Raw genomic sequence first — 21,633 nt, 5'->3', positions numbered from 1 at the left:
GACGGTCAGGTGTCGTGAATATTGCGAGGAGCCATCGCATTTTTGCGCAGACTCATGGACTTACTGCGACCCGCCTCGTAGTCTCTCCACGCCTGGCCGGGTGTTCCCCCCTAGTTCCCCCCTAGTTCCACCCCCTCACCCCCCTCGACGCGCAAGGACGTGTGCCTGTGTCGCACTCATTGCAGAGCCATGAGTTGAGTCCTCAAAGAAGCCGCAGAGTCAGACAGCGCGGCGCCGCCGCGGTGCTGTCGTTCGCCGTGGCCGCGGCAGCCGCGCTGACCGCCGTGACCTTGGCGAACGCCCCCGCCGCCCACGCGGCAGGCGTACCCGCCCCTTCACCCGTCGGCATATCGGGCCGCGGCGCGAACGTGCCGTTCAAGGAGCTCGAGGCCGAGTACGCCAACACCAACGGCGCGCTGATCGGCCCCGACCGCTACTACGGCCACCTGCCGTCCGAGGCGTCGGGCCGTCAGGCCGTCACCCTCAGCGCCGCCGGACAGTACGTGGAGTTCACGCTGACGGCGCCCGCGAACGCGATGTCGCTGCGCTACAGCCTCCCGGACACCGCGGACGGCAAGGGCAGGGACGCCACGCTGGACGTGCAGGCCAACGGGACCTCGATCAAGACCCTGCCGGTGACCTCGAAGTACAGTTGGTACTACGGCGGTTACCCGTTCAACAACAACCCGGGCGACACCAACCCGCACCACTTCTACGACGAGTCGCGGACGATGTTCGGGACCACGTACCCGGCCGGGACCAAGATCCGCGTGCAGGTGACGTCCACGGCGCAGTCCCCGACATTCACCATCGACCTGGCGGACTTCGAGACGGTCGCGGCCCCAATCGCCAAGCCCGCGGGCGCGCTCGACGTGGTGACGGACTTCGGCGCCGACCCGACGGGTGCCACGGACTCCACCGCCAAGTTCCAGGCGGCCGTGGACGCGGGCAAGGCGCAGGGCAAGACCGTATACATCCCGCAGGGCAACTTCACGCTGTACAGCCACGTCATCGTCGACAAGGTCACCCTCGTCGGCGCCGGCCCCTGGTACAGCGTGCTCGGCGGCCGTGACCCGGTGAACCGCTCCAACGCGGCCGGTATCTACGGCAAGTACACCAACCAGGGCGGGCCGAGCACCAACGTCAACCTCAAGGACTTCGCCATCATCGGCGACATCCGCGAGCGCGAGGACAACGACCAGGTCAACGGCCTCGGTGGCGCGATGTCCAACTCCACCGTCGACAACCTGTGGTTGCAGCACGTCAAGTGCGGTGCGTGGATGGACGGTCCGATGGACCACTTCACCATCAAGAACAGCCGCATCCTGGACACGACGGCCGACGGTGTGAACTTCCACATCGGCGTCACCAACTCGACGGTCACCAACACCTTTGTGCGCAACACCGGTGACGACGGTCTGGCGGGCTGGCCGGAGAACGTGCCGAACGTCAACGACAGCTTCGACCACAACACGGTCGTGCTGCCGATCCTGGCGAACAACATCGTCACGTACGGCGGCAAGGACTTCAACATCTCCGACAACGTGATGGCCGACACCATCTCCAACGGCGGCGGCCTGCACATCGCCAACCGCTACCCGGGGGTCAACGCCGGTTCCGGCACCGCGGTCGCGGGCACCATCACGGCGGCGCGCAACACGCTGATCAGAACCGGTAACAGCGACTTCAACTGGCAGTTCGGCGTCGGCGCCATCTGGTTCGACGGCCTCCAGGGCAAGGTCGACGCCAACATCCAGATCACCGACACGGACATCCTCGACAGCTCCTACGAGGCGATCCAGTCGATCGAGAGCGGCGTCACGGGCGTCACGTTCAAGAACGTCAACATCGACGGCGCGGGCACCTACGCGATCCAGGCGCAGGCACCGGCCGACATGACGTTCATCAACGTCAAGGCGAAGAACATCGCCCAGTCCGCCACCCCGATCCACAACTGCGTCGGCACCGGCCTGAACATCATCGACGGCGGCGGCAACTCCGGTATCACCGGGCAGACCTGCACCGGCACCTGGCCGACCCCGATCTGGACCAACGGCGGCGTTCCGACCGGCGGTGGCGGCGGTACGACCACGCCTCCCACCACCCCGCCGACCACGCCCCCGACCACTCCGCCCACCACTCCCCCGACGACCCCGCCGACGACTCCGGCCAACGGCAACCTGGCGCAGGGCCACCCCGCGACCGCCTCGTCCGCGGTGCAGAGCTACTCGGCGGCCAACGCCGTCGACGGCAACGCGTCCTCGTACTGGGAGAGCAACAGCAACGCCTTCCCGCAGACGCTGACCGTCGACCTCGGCGCGGCCAAGTCGATCGGCAAGGTCACGCTCAAGCTTCCGCCGTCGGCGGACTGGGCGACCCGTACCGAGACCCTGTCGGTGCTGGGTTCGACGGACAACAGCTCCTGGAGCACGCTGAAGGCTTCGGGCGGCGTCTCCTTCAACCCGTCGTCGGGCAACACGGCCACGCTGACCTTCAACGCGGCCACCGCGCGGTACGTCCGGCTGAACATCACCGGCAACACCGGCTGGACCGCGGGCCAGATCTCGGAGTTCGAGGTCTACGCGGCCGACGGCACGCCGACCACGCCGCCCACGACTCCCCCGACCACCCCGCCGACGACCCCGCCGACGACTCCTCCCACCACGCCTCCCACGACCCCGCCGGCCAACCCGAACCTGGCGCAGGGCCGTACGGCCACCGACACCGGTCACTCCGACATCTACGTCGCGGCCAACGCGGTGGACGGCAACGTCAACTCCTACTGGGAGAGCGCCAACAGCGCCTTCCCGCAGTCCCTGACGGTCGACCTCGGCTCCGCCAAGACCGTCGGCCGGCTGGTGCTGAAGCTGCCGACCAACTGGGGCACCAGGACCGAGACGCTGAGCGTCCTCGGCTCCACCGACAACAACACGTACAGCACGCTCAAGGCGTCCGCGGGCTACACCTTCACCCTGGGTACCGACACCGCGACCGTCACCCTGACCCCGACCACCACCCGCTACCTGCGGCTCACCTTCACCGGGAACACCGGCTGGCCGGCGGGCCAGCTCTCCGAGCTGGAGGCCTACGCCTCCTGATCCGGTGACCGCACCGACTCCCCGCCCCGGCGGCCCCGTAGCTCAGGGCCCCCGGGGCGGGGCATTCGTGCCGGTCGCGGCGGTACGGGCGGGCGATCTAGAGTCGGTCCCATGGAATACCGTCACCTTGGCCGCAGCGGCCTGATCATCAGCGAAATCGCCTACGGAAACTGGCTCACCCACGGCTCCCAGGTGGAGGAGGACGCGGCGACCGCGTGTGTGCGGGCGGCGCTGGACACGGGGATCACGACCTTCGACACCGCGGACACGTACGCGCAGACCCGCGCGGAGTCGGTGCTCGGCCGAGCGCTGAAGGGCGAGCGCCGGGAGGGTCTGGAGATCCTCACCAAGGTCTTCTGGCCGACCGGTCCCGGACGCAACGACCGGGGTCTGTCCCGCAAGCACATCATGGAGTCGATCGACGGCTCGCTGCGACGGCTCCAGACGGACTACGTCGACCTCTACCAGGCGCACCGGTTCGACCGGTTCACGCCGCTGGAGGAGACGATGGAGGCGTTCGCCGACGTCGTGCACTCCGGCAAGGCGCACTACATCGGCGTCTCGGAGTGGACGGCCGACCAGATCCGCCGCGGGCACGCCCTCGCCCGCGAGCTGCGCATCCCGCTGGTCTCCAACCAGCCGCAGTACTCCGCGCTCTGGCGCGTCATCGAGGCCGAAGTGGTGCCCGCCTGCGAGGAGTTGGGCATCGGTCAGATCGTGTTCTCGCCGATCGCGCAGGGCGTGCTGACCGGCAAGTACGTGCCGGGGCAGCAGCCGCCCGCCGGTTCGCGCGCCACCGACGCCAAGGGCGGCGCGAACATGATCGACCGCTGGATGAACGACGAGGTGCTGGGGCGGGTGCAGCAGCTCCACGCGCTGGCCGCCGACGCCGGCCTGACGATGGCTCAGCTCGCGGTCGCCTGGGTGCTCCAGAACCCGAACGTCTCGGCCGCGATCGTCGGCGCGTCCCGCCCCGAGCAGGTCGCGGAGAACGTGAAGGCGGCCGGCGTGACCCTGGACGCGGGTCTGCTGGCGAAGCTGGACGCCGTCCTGGAGCCGGTCGCGGTCACCGACCCCCTGAAGACACCGCAGATCACGCCCGCCGCGCGGCCGTAGCACCCGAGGCACACACCCGCGGAACACGGTCCGATCCATCGCGCCGAGGGGAAGCCCGCCCGGCCGCCGCGTACAGTATGTCTACGTGCCTGTAGACGAAGCTGACGCCCGCGGCCGGGCGGGCCTTTCGCGTACCGAGCGAGAAGGGCCGCTCCCCCGGTGACCGCCCGCGCGCCATGGCGCCGCGTACTGCTCCCGGCCGCCTTCGCCGCCGCCTTCGCGGTGCTCGCCTGGGTGGTGCTGGCCAGGCACGGCACGCCGTACGCGGTGGACACCGGGCCGCACCGCTGGTCGGTGGAGCACCGGCCGCACGCCATGGTGACCGTGGCCCGTACCGTCACCGACCTCGGCACCGGCCCGTTCCCGTATCTCGCCGCCGTGCTGGGCGGCTGGCTGGCGGGCGGCGGCGGTGTGGGACGCGGCGCGCTGCGGACCTCGCGCGGTGTGCCCATGGCGCTGCTCGCGCTGGCCGTGCTGCTCGCGGGCCAGGCGGTACGCACGCTGCTGGTCATGGCGCTGCACCGGGCCAGGCCGCCCGCGGCGGACTGGGCGACGCACGCCTCCGGCTACTCCTTCCCTTCCGGGCACACCGCGTCCAGCGCGATGGCCGCCGGGCTGCTGGCCTGGGGGCTGCTGCGCTGGCGGCCGGGCCGCACGGGGCGGCTGCTCACCGCGCTGTGCGCGCTCGTCGCGCTGGCCGTCGGCTGCACCCGCGTGTATCTGGGCGTGCACTGGCCGACGGATGTCGTCGGCGGCTGGCTCTTCGCCGGTTGCTGGCTCAGTGCGGCGCTGCCGCCGCTCACGACGTTCGCCGGCCGGAGCGGGCCGGGCGGACCCGGCCCGTCCGATCAGATCGAGACGCCGTGAGCCCGCAGGTAGTGCAGCGGGTCGATGTCGTCGCCGTATTCGGGTCCCGTCCGCATCTCGAAGTGCAGGTGCGGTCCTGTGACGTTGCCGGTCGAGCCCGAACGCGCTATCCGCTGGCCGGAGGTGACCTTCTGTCCGACCTTGACCGAGATCTGTGACAGGTGCGCGTACTGGCTGTAGTCGCCGTCCGCGTGCCGGATGACGATCTGGTAGCCGTAACTGCCGCCCCAGCCCGCCGTCACCACGGTGCCCGCGGCCACCGACTTCACGCTGGTGCCGGTGCCGACCAGGAAGTCCACCCCTGTGTGGTAGCCGCTGGCCCAACTGGAGCCGGAGGCGTGGTACGGCGTGCCGATCGGCGCGCCGCTGACCGGCAGGGTGTACGCGGTGTGGGTCGGGGCCGCGGCGGGCTTCGTCGTACGGTCCAGCGTGCGGGTGCCCGCGGGGGCCGCCGACTTCTTGGGCGTGGCCTTCGGGGCGGCCTTGGGCGTCGGCTTCGGCTGCGCCTTGGGACGGGTCGTGGTGTGCGGCTCGCGCTGCGTCGTGTGCTGCGGGTGCGCCACCGGGGTTCGCAGGTCGAGCCGCTGGCCGGGGAGGATCAGGTCGGGGTCGTCGCCGACCACCGAGCGGTTGTCGGCGTAGAGCCGGGGCCAGCCGCCCGCCACATGGTGGTCGTCGGCGATGCCGGACAGCGTGTCGCCCGACCTCACCGTGTAACGGTCCTTGCCCGGGGCCGACTTGGGCTGCGCGGTCTTCGGCGTGGTCTTCTTCGCGGGCGCCTTGGCCGGGGAACTGGCCCGGGCCTTCGCGGTGCTCTTGGTCTCGCTCCTGACCGGGGCCTTCGCGGGCGTCCTGCGCGCCTGGTCGGACGCGGTCCGCACCTTCGCGGCGGGCACCTCGACCTTGTGGGAGGCGGTGGCGGCGGTACGGGTCAGCCCGGCGCGTACCGAGCAGACCGGCCAGGCGCCGGGGCCCTGGCTGTGCAGCACCTTCTCGGCCACGGCTATCTGCTGGTTCTTCGTGGCGAGGTCGGCGCGCGGCGCGTAGGCCGTGCCGCCGAAGGACTTCCAGGTGCTGGAGGCGAACTGGAGCCCGCCGTAGTACCCGTTGCCCGTGTTGATCTGCCAGTTGCCCGAGGACTCGCAGTTGGCGACCTTGTCCCAGGTGCTCTCGGCGGCCGCGTGGGCGCTGCTCAGCCCGATCAGCGGCAGGGCGAGACCGGCGCCGCCCGCGGTGACGGTGAGGGATGCCTGCGATACGCGGCTGGGGCGGTATCGGCGGTGACGTCCGCGTAAGGGCATAGCACGAGTCCTCTCCAGGACCGGCCCGTGGGGCCTGGGCTGCCGTACGCCCGAATTGCCGGGCGGGCCAAAGATAGGGCCCGTACACACTCGGCCACAAGGGGTGACGACAAGTGTTCGGTTTCGGGCGGTTCGGGAATGACGGAGTCCGGTACGCGTTGGAATGAACGTGAGTTCTCCGCTGCGCGACACCCCGTTCTCCGTCCTTGACCGCTCCCGCACGAGGGAGGGCCAGGACGGCGCTCAGGCGCTGCGCGACACCGTGGCGTTCGCGCGCGAGGTCGAAGCGCTCGGCTACCACCGCTTCTGGGTCTCCGAGCACCACAGCGTGCCCGGCGTGGCCGGTTCCGCGCCGACGGTGCTCGCGGCGGCGGTCGCGGCGGCCACCTCGCGGATCAGGGTCGGCACCGGCGGCGTGATGCTGCCCAATCACCAACCTCTGGTCGTGGCCGAGCAGTTCGGGGTCCTGGAGGCGCTGTTCCCGGGCCGGATCGACATGGGTCTGGGGCGGTCGGTGGGCTTCACCGACGGCATCCGCAAGGCACTGGGCCGCGGCAAGGAGGCCGCGGGCGCGTTCGACGCGCAGATCGACGAACTGCTCGGGTACTTCACCGGCACCCAGCGGGTCCACCCGCAGGTGCACGCCTGGCCCGCCGAGGGGCTGCGTCCGCCGGTGTTCCTGCTGGCCGTCGGCAGCGGCGCGGACCTGGCCGCCGCGCACGGCCTGCCGCTGGTGATCGGCGGTGTGCGCGGCGAGGACGCGATGCTGCGCGCGGTGGACCGCTACCGCGCCGCCTTCCGCCCCTCCGCATGGTCGGCCGCCCCCTATGTCGTGCTGTCCGGCACCGTCGCGGTCGCCGACAGCGGCGAGCGGGCCCGCAGGCTGCTGGTCCCGGAGGCGTGGTCGACGGCCTGGTCCCGCACCCACGGCGTCTTTCCGGCCCTCGCGCCCTACGAGTCGACGGCCGCGCGCACGATGACGGGTCCGGAGCGCGAACGCTTCGAGGAGGCGATGGCCGGGCATCTGCACGGCACGCCCGAGGACGTCGCGAAGGCGCTGGAGTCGCTGCTGGTGCGCAGCGCGGCCGACGAATTCCTCGTCACGACCAGTACGTACGACCGCGCGGAGCTGCTGGAGTCCTACCGGCTGCTGGCCGCGATCACCTCGGGAGATCCGGCCGCCGCGTGAGAGCGCCGGGTTAGGGTCACCGGGTGAGCGAACAGATCATCGAACCGGTCTCCGGCGACCTCGATGTCCGCTGGCACGCGGGGTGGCCGTCGGCCAAGCACGACCCGGCGCCGGAGATCCAGGTGCACGCGTACGACGAACACACCCTGATCCTGCGGCAGAACATGTCGGTGCACTTCGAGGCGCCCTTCCTCTTCCTGCTCCTCGGCGCCGAGCGCGCCCTGCTGCTGGACACCGGCGCCACCGCCGACGCCCGCCACTTCCCGCTGCGCCGCACCGTGGACGCCGCGATCGAGGCGTGGCTGGCCCTCCAGCCGGGCACCGAGCCGGACGCGTACGAGCTGGTGGTGGCGCACACCCACGGCCACGGCGACCACATCGCGGGCGACGCCCAGTTCGCCGACCGGCCCCGTACCGTCGTGGTCGGTCCGGATCTCGACGCGGTGACCGCCTTCTACGGGCTGCGGGACTGGCCGCGGGGCACCGCCACGTTCGACCTCGGCGGCCGGGTCCTCGACGTGCTGCCGGGCCCCGGGCACGAGGCCGCCGCCACCGTCTTCCACGACCGGCGCACCGGAATCCTGTTCACCGGCGACACCCTCTACCCCGGTCATCTCTACGTCCGCGACCCGGCCGCCTACACCGCGACCGTGGACCGGCTGCTGGCCTTCTGCGAGCGGCACCCGGTCACCCATCTGCTCGGCTGTCACATCGAGATGACCACCACGCCCGGCGACGACTACCCCCGCGGCACCACCCACCAGCCGGACGAGCCGCCGCTCCAGATGGACGTGGGCCACCTGCGCGCCCTGCGCGCGGCGCTGACCGCGGTCGACGCCCGCCCCGGCGTCCACGGTTTCGCCGACTTCCTCGTCCACATCGAACCCCGCACCGAACCTCTCGACCCGGAGCGCGCATGAGGACCGTCAACGTCGGCGTCATAGGCGTGGGGAACTGCGCCTCCTCCCTGGTCCAGGGCGTGGAGTTCTACGCGTCCGCGGCCGGGAGCGGCGACGGCCCGGAAGCGGGCCCGGCGGGCCTGACCCACCCGGTGTGCGCGGGCTACGCCGTCTCCGACGTGCGGTTCACCGCCGCCTTCGACGTCCACACGGCCAAGACCGGCCGCGACCTGTCCGAGGCGATCTGGGCGCCGCCGAACAACGCGCGGGCCTTCGCGAAGGTGCCGCACCTCGGCGTGGAGGTGACCGAGGGCGCGCTGAGCGACGGCGTCGGGCGCAGCGCCGCCGACCAGGTCGACGCGCGCGGTACGGCCACCGTCGACGACATCGCGCGGCGGCTGCGGGACAGCGGCACGCACGTCCTGGTGAATTTCCTGCCGGTCGGCAGCCAGGCCGCGTCCGAGCTGTACGCGCGGGCCGCGCTGCGCGCCGGGTGCGCCTTCCTCAACTGCATCCCGTCGGTGATCGCCCGCTCCCCGCGGTGGGCGGGCCGGTTCGCCGAGGCGGGGCTGCCGCTGGCCGGTGACGACCTGAAGAGCCAGTTCGGCGCGACGCTCGTGCACCGCGCGCTGGTGGACGTGCTCGCGCGCAACGGCGTACGGCTGCGGAGCACGTACCAACTGCTCGGCGGCGGGAACATGGACTTCCTGAACATGCAGGACGCGGAGCGGATGGCGAGCAAGAAGGCCACCAAGACGCAGGGGATGTACGGGGGTTCGGGCGAGGCGGCGCCGTCGCACGTGGGCGCCGACTTCATCCCGTTCCTCGCCGACCGGAAGGTGGCCTTCATCCGGGTCGAGGCGGAGGGCTTCGGCGGCACACCGCTGGAGATCGACCTGCGGATGGAGGTCGACGACTCGCCGAGCGCCGCGGGGAACGTGCTGGACGCCGTCCGCTATCTGAAGGCCGCGCTCGACCGCGGTCTCGGCGGCGTGGTGGACCCGGTGTCGGCGGCCGTCATGAAGGCCCCGCCCACGCCGCTGGACGAGGCCGTGATCGAGGCGGGGCTCGCGGCGCTGTCCGACGGGTGATCAGCGGGCTTCGGGGACCGGGGATGTGACGGCGCGTCGGATTCGGTCGCCGGTCGGTGAGCGGCCGTCAGCCGGTCGGCCCCCGGGCGTCACGCCGGTGGCGGCGGTGTCTCATCCTTATGGGTCACGTCGCCGCGCCGACCCGGCCGCGGCGTTCCTACGGTGACGGCATGAACGTCTTCCGCGCCTCGTCGTGCCGCCACGACCGTCCTCGTAAGACCGCCGCCCCCGCCGTCGCGGCCTCGGTGGCCGCCGCCAGGTGTCTGGCCGTCGGCTGCTGCCTCGCCGCCGCGACCGCGCTGGCCACCGTGTCCGCCGCCGCGACCGCCTCCGCGGCGGCCCTTCCCGCGGACGGCGGGCGCGGCTCGTCGGGCCCCGGCGCCGCGACGGTGGTCGCCGGCGGTCCGCTGCTCGCCGGGCACGGGGTGCTGGTGCAGCCGCACGCCGGGTCGCCGCGGCTGCCGTCCGGGCTGTCCGCGCTGTCGTGGACGGTCTCCGACGCGCGCACCGGCCAGGTGCTGGCCGCCAAGGACCCGCACCGCAGGCTGCCGCCCGCCAGCACCCTGAAGACGCTGTTCGCGGTCACCGTGCTGCCGCGCTTCCCCGGCGACGCCACCCACCGCGTCACCGACTCCGACCTCACGGGGATCGGCGCGGGCAGCAGCCTGGTCGGTATCCAGGCCCGGCAGACGTACACCGTCGCCGACCTGTGGCGCGGTGTCTTCCTCAGCTCGGGCAACGACGCCGTGCACGTCCTGGCGCACATGAACGGCTCGGTGCCGCTGACCGTCAGCCAGATGCAGGCCAAGGCCGAGATGCTGGGCGCGGACGACACCCATGTGGTCTCCCCCGACGGCTACGACATGCCGGGCCAGGTCTCCTCGGCCTACGACCTGGCCGTCATCGCCCGCGCGGGCCTGGCCATGCCGGACTTCGCGACGTACGCCTCCACCCGGTGGGCGCAGTTCCCCGGCGGCTACGACGCGCACGGCAAGTACGTGAAGTCGTTCGGCATCCAGAACACCAACCGGCTGCTCACCGGCGCGGACGGCGTCAAGCGCTACCCCGGCGTGATCGGTGTGAAGAACGGCTACACCACCAACGCGGGCAACACCCTGGTCGCCGCCGCCAAGCGCGGGGACCGCACGCTGATCGCGACCGTGATGAATCCGCAGTCCGGGCTGCCGCAGGCGGTCTACCACGAGGCGGGCGCGCTGCTGGACTGGGGCTTCTCGGCCGCGGGCCGCACCTCGTCGGTCGGCACGCTGAACACGGCGACGACCGCGTACCACGACGATTCCGCGCACGCCTCACAGGAGGCCGAGCGGCCCGCGCGGCAGCCCGCCCAGGAGCCCGCGCGGCAGGAGCCGAAGCCCGCCCCCGCGCCGCAGGCGCCCAGCACCGCGGACGCCGCGTCATCGTCGCCGACCACCTGGTACGTGGGCGGCGCGCTGGCGCTGGGCGCGGCGGGCTCGGTGGTCGTGCTGCGCCGCCGGTCCGCGGCGAAGGCGCGCTGAGCGAAGGGCGCCGACTCGGGCCACGCTGTGGTCCGGAAGCGGTGACGACGCGCTGGCCAGGGGCGTACTCTCAGTTGCCGGGCAGGGGGCACGCACGGTGTCCGCAGCGCCGCGCCGAGAGGGAGCCGTACCCGCATGAGCCGCCGTACTTCCGGTCCCGTATCCACCTGGGCCGAGGTCCAGCGGCAGCGCCAGCGGCAGCAAGAGGCCCAGCAGCGCGCCTGGTTGCAGGCGCGGCGGGAGACCGAGCGGCAGCAGCGCGCGGCGGAGCGGGCCGCCTCCCGGCGCAGCCGTGAGCAGCAGGCCGCGTACCGCGCGAGCCGGGAGGCCGACGCGCGGCAGCGGACCGACGACCTGGAGCGCCGGTTCGCCGAGCTCCAGGGCCTGTTGGCGGCCGGCTGCGCGGCGCCCGTCTTCACCCCCGCGGCGCTGCTGACGCCCGAGGTGGTCGAGCCGTTCGCCCCCGGACGGCTCGCCGAGCCGATCCCGATGCCCGACCCGAACGCGTACACGCCCCGGCAGGGCGGCGGTTGGGGCGCGGCACGGCACGAGCGCGAGCGGGCCCGCACGCTGTACGAGAACGACCTGCGGGCCGCGCAGGCCACCGAGGCGTTGCGGCAGCGCCAACTCGCCGACTACCAGCGGCAGTACCGGCAGTGGGCCGATCAGCGGCTGGCGGAGATCCGGCGGCAGAACGCCGAGGTCGAGACATCCGTCGCCGCACTGCGCGACGGGGACCCCGAGGCGGTCGAGGACTATCTGACGGCGGCCCTCTACGCCTCCGCCGCGTGGCCGCACGGCCTGCCCCGGCAGGTCTCGGCGTCCTACGACCGGGCCGACCGGCAGCTCGTGCTCGACTGGGAGCTGCCCGCCTTCTCCGTGGTGCCCGAGGCGTCGCTGGTGCGGTACATGCCGGGCGCCGACCGGGACAAGGAGGTGGCGCGCCCGGTCGCCGAGCGCCGCGCCGCCTACCGGGACGTCCTGGCCCAGTGCCTGCTGCTCGTGCTGCGCGAGCTGTTCGGCGCCGACGTGCACGACGTCCTGGACTCCGTGGTGCTCAACGGCTTCGTGGACGACACCGACCCGGCCACCGGCCACCGTACGAAGACCGTCGTCGCCTCCGCGCTGGTGTCGGACGCCGCCTTCGCGGCGGTCAACCTCGACCGGGTCAACGCGGTCGACTGCTTCACCGAGGCGCTGGACGGCCGGCTCTCCCCCCGCCCGGACAAGCGCGCGGCCGTCGAGCCCATCCGGCTGCCGGGCGAGGCGGGCCGCACGATGGTCTCGCACGGCGGCGAGGAGGAGCCCGACCTGCTGGCCATGGACCCGCTGGAGTTCGAGGAGCTGGTCGCGCGGCTGTTCCGGGCGATGGGGATGAACGCGGTCACGACGGTGCGCTCCGGCGACGGCGGTGTGGACGTGGACGCGCTGGACCCGGACCCGATACGCGGCGGCAAGATCGTGGTACAGGTCAAGCGCTACCGCAACACGGTCTCGCCGAGCGCCGTACGCGACCTGTTCGGCACGGTGCAGAGCGTCGGCGCCAACAAGGGTGTGCTGATCACCACCTCCGGTTTCGGGCCGACCTCGCACGCCTTCGCCAACGGCAAGCCGCTGACGCTGGTGTCGGGCCCGGACCTGGTGGACCTGCTGCACAGCAACGGGCTCGGCGGCCGTCTGGGCCCCGCCCCCGGCACCGTCGAGCGCACCCCGACGCTGGTCTCGACGGTGCTGCCCGGTATCGACGCCGACGCGGACGCCGACTCCGAGGCGAGCGTGCTCGGCATGTGGTGGGCGGGCGGTGTGCGGCTCGACGTCTGCGCGCTGGTGTGCCGGGGCGGCCGGGTGCTGGACGACGACCACTTCGTCTTCTTCAACAATCCGCGCACGCCCGACGGCAGTGTGCGGATGATGCCCGCGCTCGGCGGGGACAAGGCCGCGATCTGGGTGAGCTTCGACCGGCTGCCCGCCCGCGCGGACCGGGTGGTGCTGGTGGCCGCCGTCGACCCGGAGGCCGATCCGGACGCCGATCTGACCGGATTCACCGACGCCCGGATCAGGCTCACCGACCCCAGCGGAGCCGAGGCCGACCGCCTCGAGGTCTCCGACGGCAGGCCCGGCGAGACGGCGCTGGTGCTCGGCTCCTTCCGCAGGAGCGGTACGGGCGCCGACTGGCGCTTCGTGGCGGGCGGCAAGGGCTACGCGGGCTCGGGCGGGCTGGTGGCGCTGGTCGGGGAGCACGGGATCGCGGTCGACTGAGCGGCGGGTTCCCGCCCCGGGATACGGGTTCGGGAACATCCGCCGACCCCGCCGTGTTATGGTCTGTGTGCAGCACATGTCTGCGCCCCTTCTTGCGGCGCCGGTGCTCGTTCTGAATGACAGCTCCTCGCGGTGACGCGCCCCAGGCCCCATGGCTCTGGTCCCGGTCCCCACGGAGTTCTCGAATCACCTGACGGTCGCACGACGGCCCTGTGGTGATCTCCGCGGTACGTGGAGCGTGTTGTGCCCGCTCACGCCGAAATCCCTTTCCGGCATGCCCGTTTGACGCATCACACGCCAGACCCGCCGCACCCCGTACTCGCACGGCGACCTGCCGCGCACACGACTTTCCTCTCGTCCGAGAAAGGACGACTCCCATGACTGACATCCTTGAACGCCCTCCCGTCCGGCAGGAGACGCCGGTTCGGGTGGCGGGCGTACTCGACATCCACGGCGGCCAGGGCCGCCTCCGATCCGCCGGGCTGCTGCCGACACCCGACGACGTACACGTACCGCAGGCCCAGATCCGGCAGGCCGGACTCAGGAACGGCGACCTCGTCGAGGGAACCCTCGGCGGAAAGCCCGGCACGCTGGGCGGCGTCGACCTGGTCAACGGCGTCCCGGCCGAACACCTGCGCGGACGACCGCACTTCAGGGACCTGACGCCCCTTCACCCCCGGCAGCGGCTGCGGCTGGAGAGCCCGGCGCTGACCGGCACCGGCGCGCTCGCCGGACGGGTGATGGACCTGGTGACCCCGGTCGGCAAGGGGCAGCGCGGCCTGCTCGTGGCCCCGCCCAAGGCCGGAAAGACGATGCTGCTCCAGAGCATCGCGACGGCCGTCGCCGAGAACCACCCCGAGTGCCACCTGATGGTGGTGCTGCTGGACGAACGCCCGGAGGAGGTCACCGAGATGCGCAGAACCGTGCGCGGCGAGGTGATCGCCTCGACCTTCGACCGTCCGGCCAAGCAGCACATCGCGGTCGCGGAACTCGCCGTCGAGCGGGCGAAGCGGCTGGTGGAACAGGGCCAGGACGTGGTGGTCCTGCTCGACTCGCTGACCCGGCTGTGCCGGGCGCACAACTCGGCCGCCTCCACCGGCGGCCGCACGCTGACCGGCGGTGTGGACGCCGCCGCGCTGATCGGCCCCAAGCAGTTCTTCGGCGCCGCCCGGCTCGCCGAGGAGGGCGGGTCGCTGACCATCCTGGCCACCGCGCTGGTGGACACCGGGTCGCGCGCCGACGACTACTACTACGAAGAGCTGAAGAGCACCGGCAACATGGAGCTGCACCTGGACCGCTCCCTCGCCGAGCGGCGGATCTTCCCGGCCGTGGACGTCGGCATCTCCGGCACCCGCCGCGAGGAGCTGCTGCTGCCCGGCCCCGAACTGGCGGTCGTACGCGGCCTGCGCCGGGTCCTGCAAGGGCGCGGCACCCAGTCCGGCCTCGAGGTCCTGCTGGACAAGATCCGGCAGACCCCGGACAACAACGCCTTCCTGCGGCAGATCCGGAGCACGGTGCCCGGCGAGGTCTGAGCCGGCCGGGACCCGGACCCGGACCGGGCACGAGCCCGCGCCGGTGCCCGTATCCGCACCCGTATCCGCACCCGCACCCGCACCCGCACCCGGAGAAAATCCGGTGGCCGTCGCACATCGCGCGACGTGATGATCGGGGGCTGGACGACGCCACGGACAGCCACGCCGACGACGCGTGGGAGCGGGCCTTCCTCAGGGACGGCTTCGTGAGGATCGAGGGCGCGGTACCCGCCCCGACCGCCCGCGCCTGCGCCGATCTCCTGTGGAAGGAGACCGGCTGCGACCCCGCCGACCCCGCGACCTGGACACAACCGGTGCACTGGGTGGGCGGCATGGCCCAGCCGCCGTTCGCCGAGGCCGCCAACACCCCCGTCCTGCACGCCGCGTTCGACCGTCTTGTCGGTGCCGGACGCTGGTCGCCGCGGTACTCCCTCGGCTCCTTCCCGCTGCGCTTCCCGCACCCGGACGAGCCGGACGACGCGGGCTGGCACATCGAAGGCAGCTACGAAGTCCCCGGCGAGCAGTGGTACTTCGCCAACGTCCGCTCCCGCGACCGCGCGCTGCTCATGCTGTTCCTGTTCACCGAGGTGGACGAGGAGAACGCGCCGACCCGGATCCGCGTCGGCTCCCACCTGGACGTGCCCGCGGTCCTCGCCCCGTACGGCGAGGCCGGCGCCTCGATCCTGGCGGTCTCCGAGCAGATCGCGGCGGCCACGGAACACCGCCCGCTCGCCCTCGCCACCGGCTCCCCCGGCGACGTCTACCTCTGCCACCCGTTCCTCGTGCACGCCGCCCAGCCGCACCACGGCAGCCGTCCGCGTTTCATGGCCCAGCCGCCGCTCCTGCCCGCGGCGCCGTACGAACTGGAGCGGGCCGACGGCGGCTACTCGCCGGTCGAGACCGCGATCAGACGCGGCCTCGGCATGGAGTCCGCGCGGGTGCCCGCGGGGAGGGAGGCGGACTCCCGGCCCGTGATCGGTTAGCGTGCCCGGCATGTTGTACGGACGGGACACGGAAACGGCCGCGCTGGAAGAACTGCTGGCGGGGGCGAGGGCGGGCCGCAGCGGAGCGCTCGTGGTGCGCGGTGACGCCGGGATCGGCAAGACCGCGCTGCTGGAGCAGACCGTGGCGGCGGCGGGCGACCTGGCGGTCGTCCGCAGCTCCGGCGTGGAATTCGAGGCCGAACTCCCCTACGCGGGGCTTCAGTTGCTGCTGCGCAGGGCGATGGGTTCGCTGGACGCGCTGCCCGTGCCGCAACGGCGGGCGCTGCGGGCCGCGTTCGGCCTGGAGGCCGACGCCGCGAGCGAGCCGATGTTCGTCGGCCTGGCCGTGCTGTCGCTGCTGTCGGACCACGCGGGCGAGGGACCGCTGCTGTGTGTCGTGGACGACGCGCAGTGGCTGGACCGGGCGTCCACCGACGCGCTGGTCTTCGCGGCGCGACGGCTCGACGCCGAGGGCGTGGCGATGGTCTTCGCCGTACGTGACGGCGCCGGGTCGTTCACCGCGCCCGGCCTGCCCGAACTGCGGCTCGGCCCGCTGCCCGAGGACGCGGCGCGGGCGCTGCTCGCCGACCGCGGCGGCGCACCGGCCGACACCGTACGCACCCGCGTGCTCTCCGAGGCGCGGGGCAATCCGCTGGCGCTGCTGGAACTCCCGCTCGGACCGTCCGCCGACGCGCGGGGCGCGGGCGGTTCCGCCGCGGCCGACGGCGGGCTGCCGCTGACCACGCGCCTCCAGATGGCCTTCCACGGCCAGGTCAGCCACCTGCCGCCCGGCACCCAGACACTGTTGCTAGTGGCCGCGGCCGACCACACCGGCGACCCCGACATCCTGGTACGCGCGGCGGCGGTGCTGGGCGTCGGCGTCGACGACCTGCCGCCAGCGGAGGAGGCGAACCTGGTCTACGTGGACGACGAGGACATGCTGCGCTTCCGGCACCCGCTGGTCCGCGCCGCGATCCATCAGCGCGCCGCCCTCCCCGACCGTCTCGCCGCGCACCGCGCCCTCGCCGAGGCCGCCGACCCGGTACGCGACCCCGACCACCGCGCCTGGCACCTGGCCGCCGCGGCCACCGGCCCCGACGAAGCCGTGGCCACCGCCCTCCAGCGGACCGCGGGCCGCGCCCGCGAACGCAGCGGCCACGCGGCGGCCTCCGCCGCCTACGAACGCGCCGCCCGCCTCAGCACCGACCCCGTCGCCCGCGTCGAACGCCTCCTCCTCGCCGCCGAATCCGCCTCCGAAGCGGGCGACATCCCCCGCGCCCGCACCTTCGCCGACCAGGCGACCCGCGCCGCCGAGACCGAGGCGGAAGCAGCGGCCGTAGGAGGCGACGCGGAGCCGTCGTCGGCCCCAACGGCCCGTGCGGAGCCGGGCACTTCACCGCGCGCGTCCACGCCGGGCGGTCAGGCACCCGCCGGATCGACTTCCGCTGTCGACGCCGCCGGGCGGAGCGCTTCGCCCGGCTCGTCCGGACCGGGCGGCCCCGCACCCGGCGATCCGGCGTCCACCGCCGACACCGGCGGCGTTGGCGGGCCCGTTCCGCCGCACCCGTCCGGGCCGGGCCGCCCGGCACCCACGGAATCCGCGTCCACCGCGGCGCGGGGCGCGGCGAACCCGTTGTCCGCCGTGCGCGGCAGAGCGCTCTATGTGCGGGCGCTCGCGGACTTCTGGGAGGGGGATTTCGGCGCGGCGCATCAACTCCTCTTGGAAGCGGCGAATTTGCTGGCGGAGGCGGATTCGGCGGCGGCGGCGCGGATGCTGGTGCAGGCGACGCATACGGCCTGGTACCTCGGCGACGACGAGGTGGCGGGGACGTTGGGGCGGCTGGCGGCGCTGGAACTGCCGCCGTGGGCGCCGATCCGGCCGGTGGCGGAGTTCCTGGTGCGGGCGATCGGGCCGGGCAGCGCGGCGGCCGGACCGCCCGACGTGGCCGAGGCCGCGGCGGTGTCACGGGCCGCGCGCGGCGGCCGGGTCGATCCGCGGGACCTGGTGATGCTGTGCGGGGTGGGCCTGGCGCTCGGGCAGGACGCGGCGGCGTACGACCTGGCGACGACGCTGGCGGCGGAGAGCCGCGAGAGCGGCGGTGTCGGCAGGCTGACGACGCTGATGTTCTTCCGCGCGGAGGCGGAGCTGTTCGACGGCCGCCTCGACGAGGCCGTCGCCACGGCGTCCGAGGGGCTGCGGATCTCACGGGACACCGGACAGCGGCAGTGGGTCAGCCAGTTGAGCAGTGCGCTGGCGCATGTCGCGGCGCTGCGCGGGGACGAGGACGAGTGCCGCCGGCTGGTGGACGAGGCCCTGGCGGGCGGCGCGGGCACGGCGATGGCGCCGGGCGCGCCGTGGGCGTACTGGTCGCAAGGGCTGCTCGAACTGGGCCTGGGCCGTACGCAGTTCGCGCTCGACCGGCTGTCGCTGCTGACCGAGCCGACCGTACGGCACCACATCTCCGCGACGCGCGGCGTCCCCGATCTGGTGGAGGCGGCGGTGCGACTGGGCGTGCCGGAGCGGGCGGACGAGCCCGTGGCCAGGTTCGAGGCGTGGGCCGCGCGTTCCGGGCAGGACTGGGCGCGGGCGCTGGTGGCGCGCTGCCGGGCGCTGCGGGCCAAGGACGCCGACGCGGAGGCGTACTTCATCGAGGCGCTGGCCCGTCACGACCCGCACCGAAGGGTGTTGGAGTCGGCGCGTACGGCGCTGCTGTACGGCGAGTGGCTGCGCAGGGCCCGTCGCAAGAGCGAGGCGCGCGGGCACCTGCGGGCCGCGCTGGAGACCTTCGAACGGCTCGGCGCGCGCCCGTGGGCGGACCGGGCGCGCAGTGAACTGAGCGCGTCGGGCGCGTCGGTGACGGTGGGTCAGGACACGGTCAGGTCGGTCGCGGACGAGGCGGGGCTGACGCCGCAGGAGTCGCAGATCGTCCGGCTGGCCGCCCTCGGGCTGACCAACCGGGACATCGCCGCGCAGCTCTTCCTCAGCCCGCGCACGGTCGGCCACCACCTCTACAAGGCGTATCCGAAGCTCGGTGTGGTCTCGCGCGGCGAGCTGGCCGCGCTGTTCCCCGACACGTGAGCGCGTAACGACGTGAGCGTGTAACGACGTCACCGCGTGACCACGTCACCCGCGTGACCACGTGGACTCGCGGCCCGTCACGCGGCTGTGCCCGCCCGGTGGTGAGGAACCGGGCGGGCACGGATGCCGCGAGGAGCCGCCACAGCGGCTGTGGAGCGGGTGGGTCAGGAAACGGTGACGCCGTGGGAGGCCAGGTAGGCGACCGGGTCGATGTCGGAGCCGTAGTCCGGGGTCGTGCGGACCTCGAAGTGCAGGTGCGGGCCGGTCACGTTGCCGGTCGCGCCGGAGACGCCGATCTGCTGGCCCTCGGTGACGGTCTGCCCGGCCGAGACGAGCGCCTGGGTCAGGTGGCCGTACAGCGTGTACTTGCCGTCGGCGTGCTTGACGATCACGTCGTTGCCGTACGCGCCGTCCCAGCCCGCGGAGACGACGGTGCCCGCGGCGACCGACTTCACGCTGGTGCCGGAGCCGACCAGGAAGTCCACACCGGTGTGGTAGCCGCTGGACCAGTTGGCGCCGGAGGCGTGGTACTGGGTACCGATCGCCGCGTCCCCGACCGGCTTGGTGTAGCCGGAGGAGCTGGCGGCGGTGGTGTCGGCGGACTTGGTGGTCGTGGTCGTCGTGTCGGACGACTTCGACGGGGCGGTGGTCTCGGCGGGCGCCGGGGTCGCCTTCTTGGCGGGGGCCGGGGCCGACTTCTTCGGCGCCGGGGCGGACTTCTGCGCGGTGGCGGGCTTCTCGGCGGAGGCGCCGTTCAGCGTGAGGTGCTGGCCCGGGTAGATCAGGTTCGGGTTGGAGCCCACGACCGACTTGTTGTCGGAGTAGAGCTGCTGCCAGCCGCCGTTGACGTGGTGGCTGTCGGCGATCTTCGACAGCGAGTCACCGCTGACCACGGAGTACTTGGTGGTCTTGGCCTTGGCGGCCTTGGGCGCGGCGCTCTTGTCCGCCACGGTCGTCGCCTTGACGGCGGAGGTGTGCGAGGCGGTGGCGGGGGCGCTGTGGGCGGGCTCGGCCGCCGAGGCGATGCCCGCGCCGACCAGCGGCAGGGCGATGGCCACGCCACCCGTGCCCGCGGCGATGCAGATGCGGGTGAGGCGGCTCATACGGGTCTTGCGGTGCTGTCCCTTTGCGGGCATGGGGGATTTCCTCTCCTACGCCTACGAGGTGAGCTGTCGGGTTCGGGCAGGAGATGCCCGGTCACGTGGAAATGCCGTTGCGTGTACGCAAGGCGCCGCGACTTCACCCCGAGCCGTCCGGTACTGCTGGACGGCGACTTACCTGGGTCCCCCGCCCCTGCCGTGTGTGATCAAAGATCCAGGAAACCGGGCGGCGGCAGGATTCGGCGTTCCGCCCGACGGACATTCGCAATTCGCGGGCATCCGGCCCGCAGGAGGCGAAGCTAAACGACCGGCCGAGCGGCGGGCAACCAACCGTGATCGTCGTCGGGCGCACCGCGCGGGGCGCGGTCACTCCCGGTCGTCCGCCGTCACCGCTGCGTGTGCGGGCCGCTCACCGTCCGTACCTCCGTGACCGATTCCTGGTGACAAACCGCCCGGATCGGGAACAGTGGGTACATCGGGGGAATCGGACCGTGTTCCCGAGGTGATGCCGCTCACTGCGGACCGGCCGAGTGAGCCACATCACGCCTAAATGCCCGATTTAATACGCTACTTGGGGATATCAGTAGCTGCCGGGCGAGCCGCCGATCCGGCCGTCGAGCGACCGGCTGAGCCGGTACGCGACCGGCCGGAAGCCGACCGCGGGCCAGTGCCCCGCCGCCAGCGGTGAGGCGGAGTGCCAGCGGGCCGACATGTAGCGGTGGCCGTGGTCGTATGCCCAGGCCAGCGCGGTGGCGAGCAGGACGCGGCTGACGCCCTCACCGCGCGCGGAGGGTTCGACGTACGCCTCGGCCAGCTCCACGCAGGACTCGGGGATCACCGGGTCGGGCGTGGCGGGGACCAGCAGCACCATGCCGATCTCCTCGCCCCTGCGGGAGGCGATCCAGGCGGCGCTGCGCGGGTCGCCGAGTGCGTCGGCGTAGTAGACCCGCAGGGCGGCGAGCGCGCGTTCCGGCTGGGGCTGGAACACCGCGGACTCGCGCTGCCTGCGCGAGGACTCGGCGGCCATCCGGCCGATCTGCGGCAGGTCGCCGACGCCCGCGCGCCGGATGCCGAGCCCTTCGACGCCGCGCGGCTGGCGCCCGCGCGCCTTGACCGCCATCAGACCGTGCACCAATTCGCGGCCGAAGCCGAGGTCCGCCCAGGGCAGGGTGGCGGTCTCCCCCGCGGGCACGTCGACGTAGTGGACCAGCCGTCGCTCCGCGACGAGCCGGGCCGCGACGCGGGCGTACAGCGCGCGCAGCACCTCCGACTCGCGTCCGCCGGGCAGCGCGTGACCGCCGTGCGGGACCAGCGCGGAGTGCGGGTGGCTGCGCAGCCCCGCCGGGTCGTCCTGGGTGAGGTCCACCGGGACGGCGGCGAGGTGTCCGATCAGGCCGCCGTCGCCGTCGAGCGCGCGGGCGGCCTCGAGACCCGGAACGCCGATCAGCTTGCCCAGCAGTTCCTCACCGCGCACGGGGCCGTCGGCGAGCCACGAGCGTTGCGACGGCGGGCGGCGGGCGCGCGCGAACCAGCGGTCGTAGCGCTGCACGGCCTGGGGTATGTGCTCGGTGGTCAGCGGCGCGATGGCGACAGTCATGGTGG

General features: G+C 72.9%; 14 protein-coding genes, 1 pseudogene and 1 riboswitch. Of the genes and pseudogenes, 12 read left to right on the top strand and 3 right to left on the bottom strand.

Annotated features, from left to right (window positions below; translation table 11 throughout):
• Positions 1-194 precede the first annotated feature (194 nt).
• The 4 genes and pseudogenes from ABZX65_RS30605 to ABZX65_RS30590 form a co-directional block, all read left to right on the top strand.
• Positions 195-2,588 (top strand): annotated as a pseudogene (locus ABZX65_RS30605) (discoidin domain-containing protein); the annotation flags it as partial.
• The gene (locus ABZX65_RS30600; RefSeq protein ID WP_355347225.1) at positions 2,562-3,098 is read left to right on the top strand and encodes a discoidin domain-containing protein; all 537 of its coding nucleotides are present in this window, start codon (positions 2,562-2,564) and stop codon (positions 3,096-3,098) included. The pseudogene ABZX65_RS30605 and the gene ABZX65_RS30600, both read left to right, overlap by 27 nt.
• 111 nt (positions 3,099-3,209) lie before the next feature.
• Complete coding sequence (locus ABZX65_RS30595) at positions 3,210-4,214, top strand: aldo/keto reductase family protein (RefSeq protein ID WP_355347198.1); 1,005 nt, start codon at positions 3,210-3,212, stop codon at positions 4,212-4,214.
• 159 nt (positions 4,215-4,373) lie between these two features.
• On the top strand, positions 4,374-5,081 hold the full coding sequence (locus ABZX65_RS30590) for a phosphatase PAP2 family protein (RefSeq protein ID WP_355347195.1): 708 nt from the start codon (positions 4,374-4,376) through the stop codon (positions 5,079-5,081).
• Here ABZX65_RS30590 and ABZX65_RS30585 read toward each other — a convergent pair.
• On the bottom strand, positions 5,063-6,382 hold the full coding sequence (locus ABZX65_RS30585) for a transglycosylase family protein (RefSeq protein WP_355347192.1): 1,320 nt from the start codon (positions 6,380-6,382) through the stop codon (positions 5,063-5,065). The two genes, ABZX65_RS30590 and ABZX65_RS30585, sit on opposite strands and share 19 nt — an antisense overlap.
• Positions 6,383-6,545: 163 nt before the next feature.
• Between ABZX65_RS30585 and ABZX65_RS30580 the strand changes: the two genes are divergently transcribed.
• The 8 genes from ABZX65_RS30580 (at position 6,546) to ABZX65_RS30545 (ending at position 18,931) form a co-directional block, all read left to right on the top strand.
• Positions 6,546-7,571, top strand: a complete 1,026-nt coding sequence (locus tag ABZX65_RS30580; RefSeq protein WP_355347189.1) for an LLM class flavin-dependent oxidoreductase — start codon at positions 6,546-6,548, stop codon at positions 7,569-7,571.
• A gap of 23 nt (positions 7,572-7,594) precedes the next feature.
• Positions 7,595-8,491 carry an MBL fold metallo-hydrolase gene (locus tag ABZX65_RS30575; RefSeq protein ID WP_355347186.1) on the top strand — a complete coding sequence of 299 codons (897 nt, stop codon included), beginning with the start codon at positions 7,595-7,597 and terminating at the stop codon, positions 8,489-8,491.
• Positions 8,488-9,561, top strand: coding sequence for an inositol-3-phosphate synthase (locus ABZX65_RS30570; RefSeq protein ID WP_355347183.1), 1,074 nt, complete (start codon positions 8,488-8,490; stop codon positions 9,559-9,561). Before ABZX65_RS30575 ends, ABZX65_RS30570 begins: the two co-directional genes overlap by 4 nt.
• A 170-nt stretch (positions 9,562-9,731) precedes the next feature.
• Entirely contained in the window at positions 9,732-11,078 is a 1,347-nt protein-coding gene (locus ABZX65_RS30565) for a D-alanyl-D-alanine carboxypeptidase (RefSeq protein ID WP_355347180.1), read from the top strand.
• Between the two features lie 135 nt (positions 11,079-11,213).
• Positions 11,214-13,337 carry a restriction endonuclease gene (locus tag ABZX65_RS30560; protein ID WP_355347177.1) on the top strand — a complete coding sequence of 708 codons (2,124 nt, stop codon included), beginning with the start codon at positions 11,214-11,216 and terminating at the stop codon, positions 13,335-13,337.
• Positions 13,338-13,714: 377 nt separating this feature from the next.
• Positions 13,715-14,869, top strand: a complete 1,155-nt coding sequence (gene rho / locus ABZX65_RS30555) for a transcription termination factor Rho (protein ID WP_355347174.1) — start codon at positions 13,715-13,717, stop codon at positions 14,867-14,869.
• 140 nt (positions 14,870-15,009) lie between these two features.
• Positions 15,010-15,852 (top strand): phytanoyl-CoA dioxygenase family protein, encoded by an 843-nt coding sequence (locus tag ABZX65_RS30550; RefSeq protein WP_355347222.1) that lies wholly within the window; start codon positions 15,010-15,012, stop codon positions 15,850-15,852.
• Positions 15,853-15,862: 10 nt separating this feature from the next.
• Positions 15,863-18,931 carry an AAA family ATPase gene (locus tag ABZX65_RS30545; protein WP_355347171.1) on the top strand — a complete coding sequence of 1,023 codons (3,069 nt, stop codon included), beginning with the start codon at positions 15,863-15,865 and terminating at the stop codon, positions 18,929-18,931.
• A 164-nt stretch (positions 18,932-19,095) separates the two neighbouring features.
• Here ABZX65_RS30545 and ABZX65_RS30540 read toward each other — a convergent pair whose 3' ends face one another.
• Together ABZX65_RS30540 and ABZX65_RS30535 are read right to left on the bottom strand one after the other, a co-directional pair.
• Entirely contained in the window at positions 19,096-20,067 is a 972-nt protein-coding gene (locus ABZX65_RS30540; protein WP_355347168.1) for a peptidoglycan DD-metalloendopeptidase family protein, read from the bottom strand.
• Between the two features lie 3 nt (positions 20,068-20,070).
• Positions 20,071-20,286: riboswitch (cyclic di-AMP (ydaO/yuaA leader) on the bottom strand.
• A gap of 325 nt (positions 20,287-20,611) precedes the next feature.
• Positions 20,612-21,628, bottom strand: coding sequence for a GNAT family N-acetyltransferase (locus ABZX65_RS30535; RefSeq protein ID WP_355347165.1), 1,017 nt, complete (start codon positions 21,626-21,628; stop codon positions 20,612-20,614).
• Positions 21,629-21,633 lie beyond the last annotated feature (5 nt).

Source organism: Streptomyces sp. NPDC003300, assembly GCF_040610915.1.
In the GTDB taxonomy this organism is placed as follows: domain Bacteria; phylum Actinomycetota; class Actinomycetes; order Streptomycetales; family Streptomycetaceae; genus Actinacidiphila.
The sequence above is the reverse complement of the archived record's forward strand: the minus strand, read 5'-3'. Positions and strand labels throughout refer to the sequence as shown.

Excerpts from the sequence above, each read along its gene's own strand:
- ABZX65_RS30565 (WP_355347180.1), top strand. The coding sequence starts at position 9,732 with ATGAACGTCTTCCGCGCCTCGTCGTGCCGCCACGACCGTCCTCGTAAG.
- ABZX65_RS30580 (WP_355347189.1), top strand. The coding sequence starts at position 6,546 with ATGAACGTGAGTTCTCCGCTGCGCGACACCCCGTTCTCCGTCCTTGAC.
- ABZX65_RS30535 (WP_355347165.1), bottom strand. The coding sequence starts at position 21,628 with ATGACTGTCGCCATCGCGCCGCTGACCACCGAGCACATACCCCAGGCC.
- rho (WP_355347174.1), top strand. The coding sequence starts at position 13,715 with ATGACTGACATCCTTGAACGCCCTCCCGTCCGGCAGGAGACGCCGGTT.
- ABZX65_RS30585 (WP_355347192.1), bottom strand. The coding sequence starts at position 6,382 with ATGCCCTTACGCGGACGTCACCGCCGATACCGCCCCAGCCGCGTATCG.
- ABZX65_RS30595 (WP_355347198.1), top strand. The coding sequence starts at position 3,210 with ATGGAATACCGTCACCTTGGCCGCAGCGGCCTGATCATCAGCGAAATC.
- ABZX65_RS30560 (WP_355347177.1), top strand. The coding sequence starts at position 11,214 with ATGAGCCGCCGTACTTCCGGTCCCGTATCCACCTGGGCCGAGGTCCAG.
- ABZX65_RS30570 (WP_355347183.1), top strand. The coding sequence starts at position 8,488 with ATGAGGACCGTCAACGTCGGCGTCATAGGCGTGGGGAACTGCGCCTCC.
- ABZX65_RS30545 (WP_355347171.1), top strand. The coding sequence starts at position 15,863 with ATGTTGTACGGACGGGACACGGAAACGGCCGCGCTGGAAGAACTGCTG.
- ABZX65_RS30540 (WP_355347168.1), bottom strand. The coding sequence starts at position 20,067 with ATGCCCGCAAAGGGACAGCACCGCAAGACCCGTATGAGCCGCCTCACC.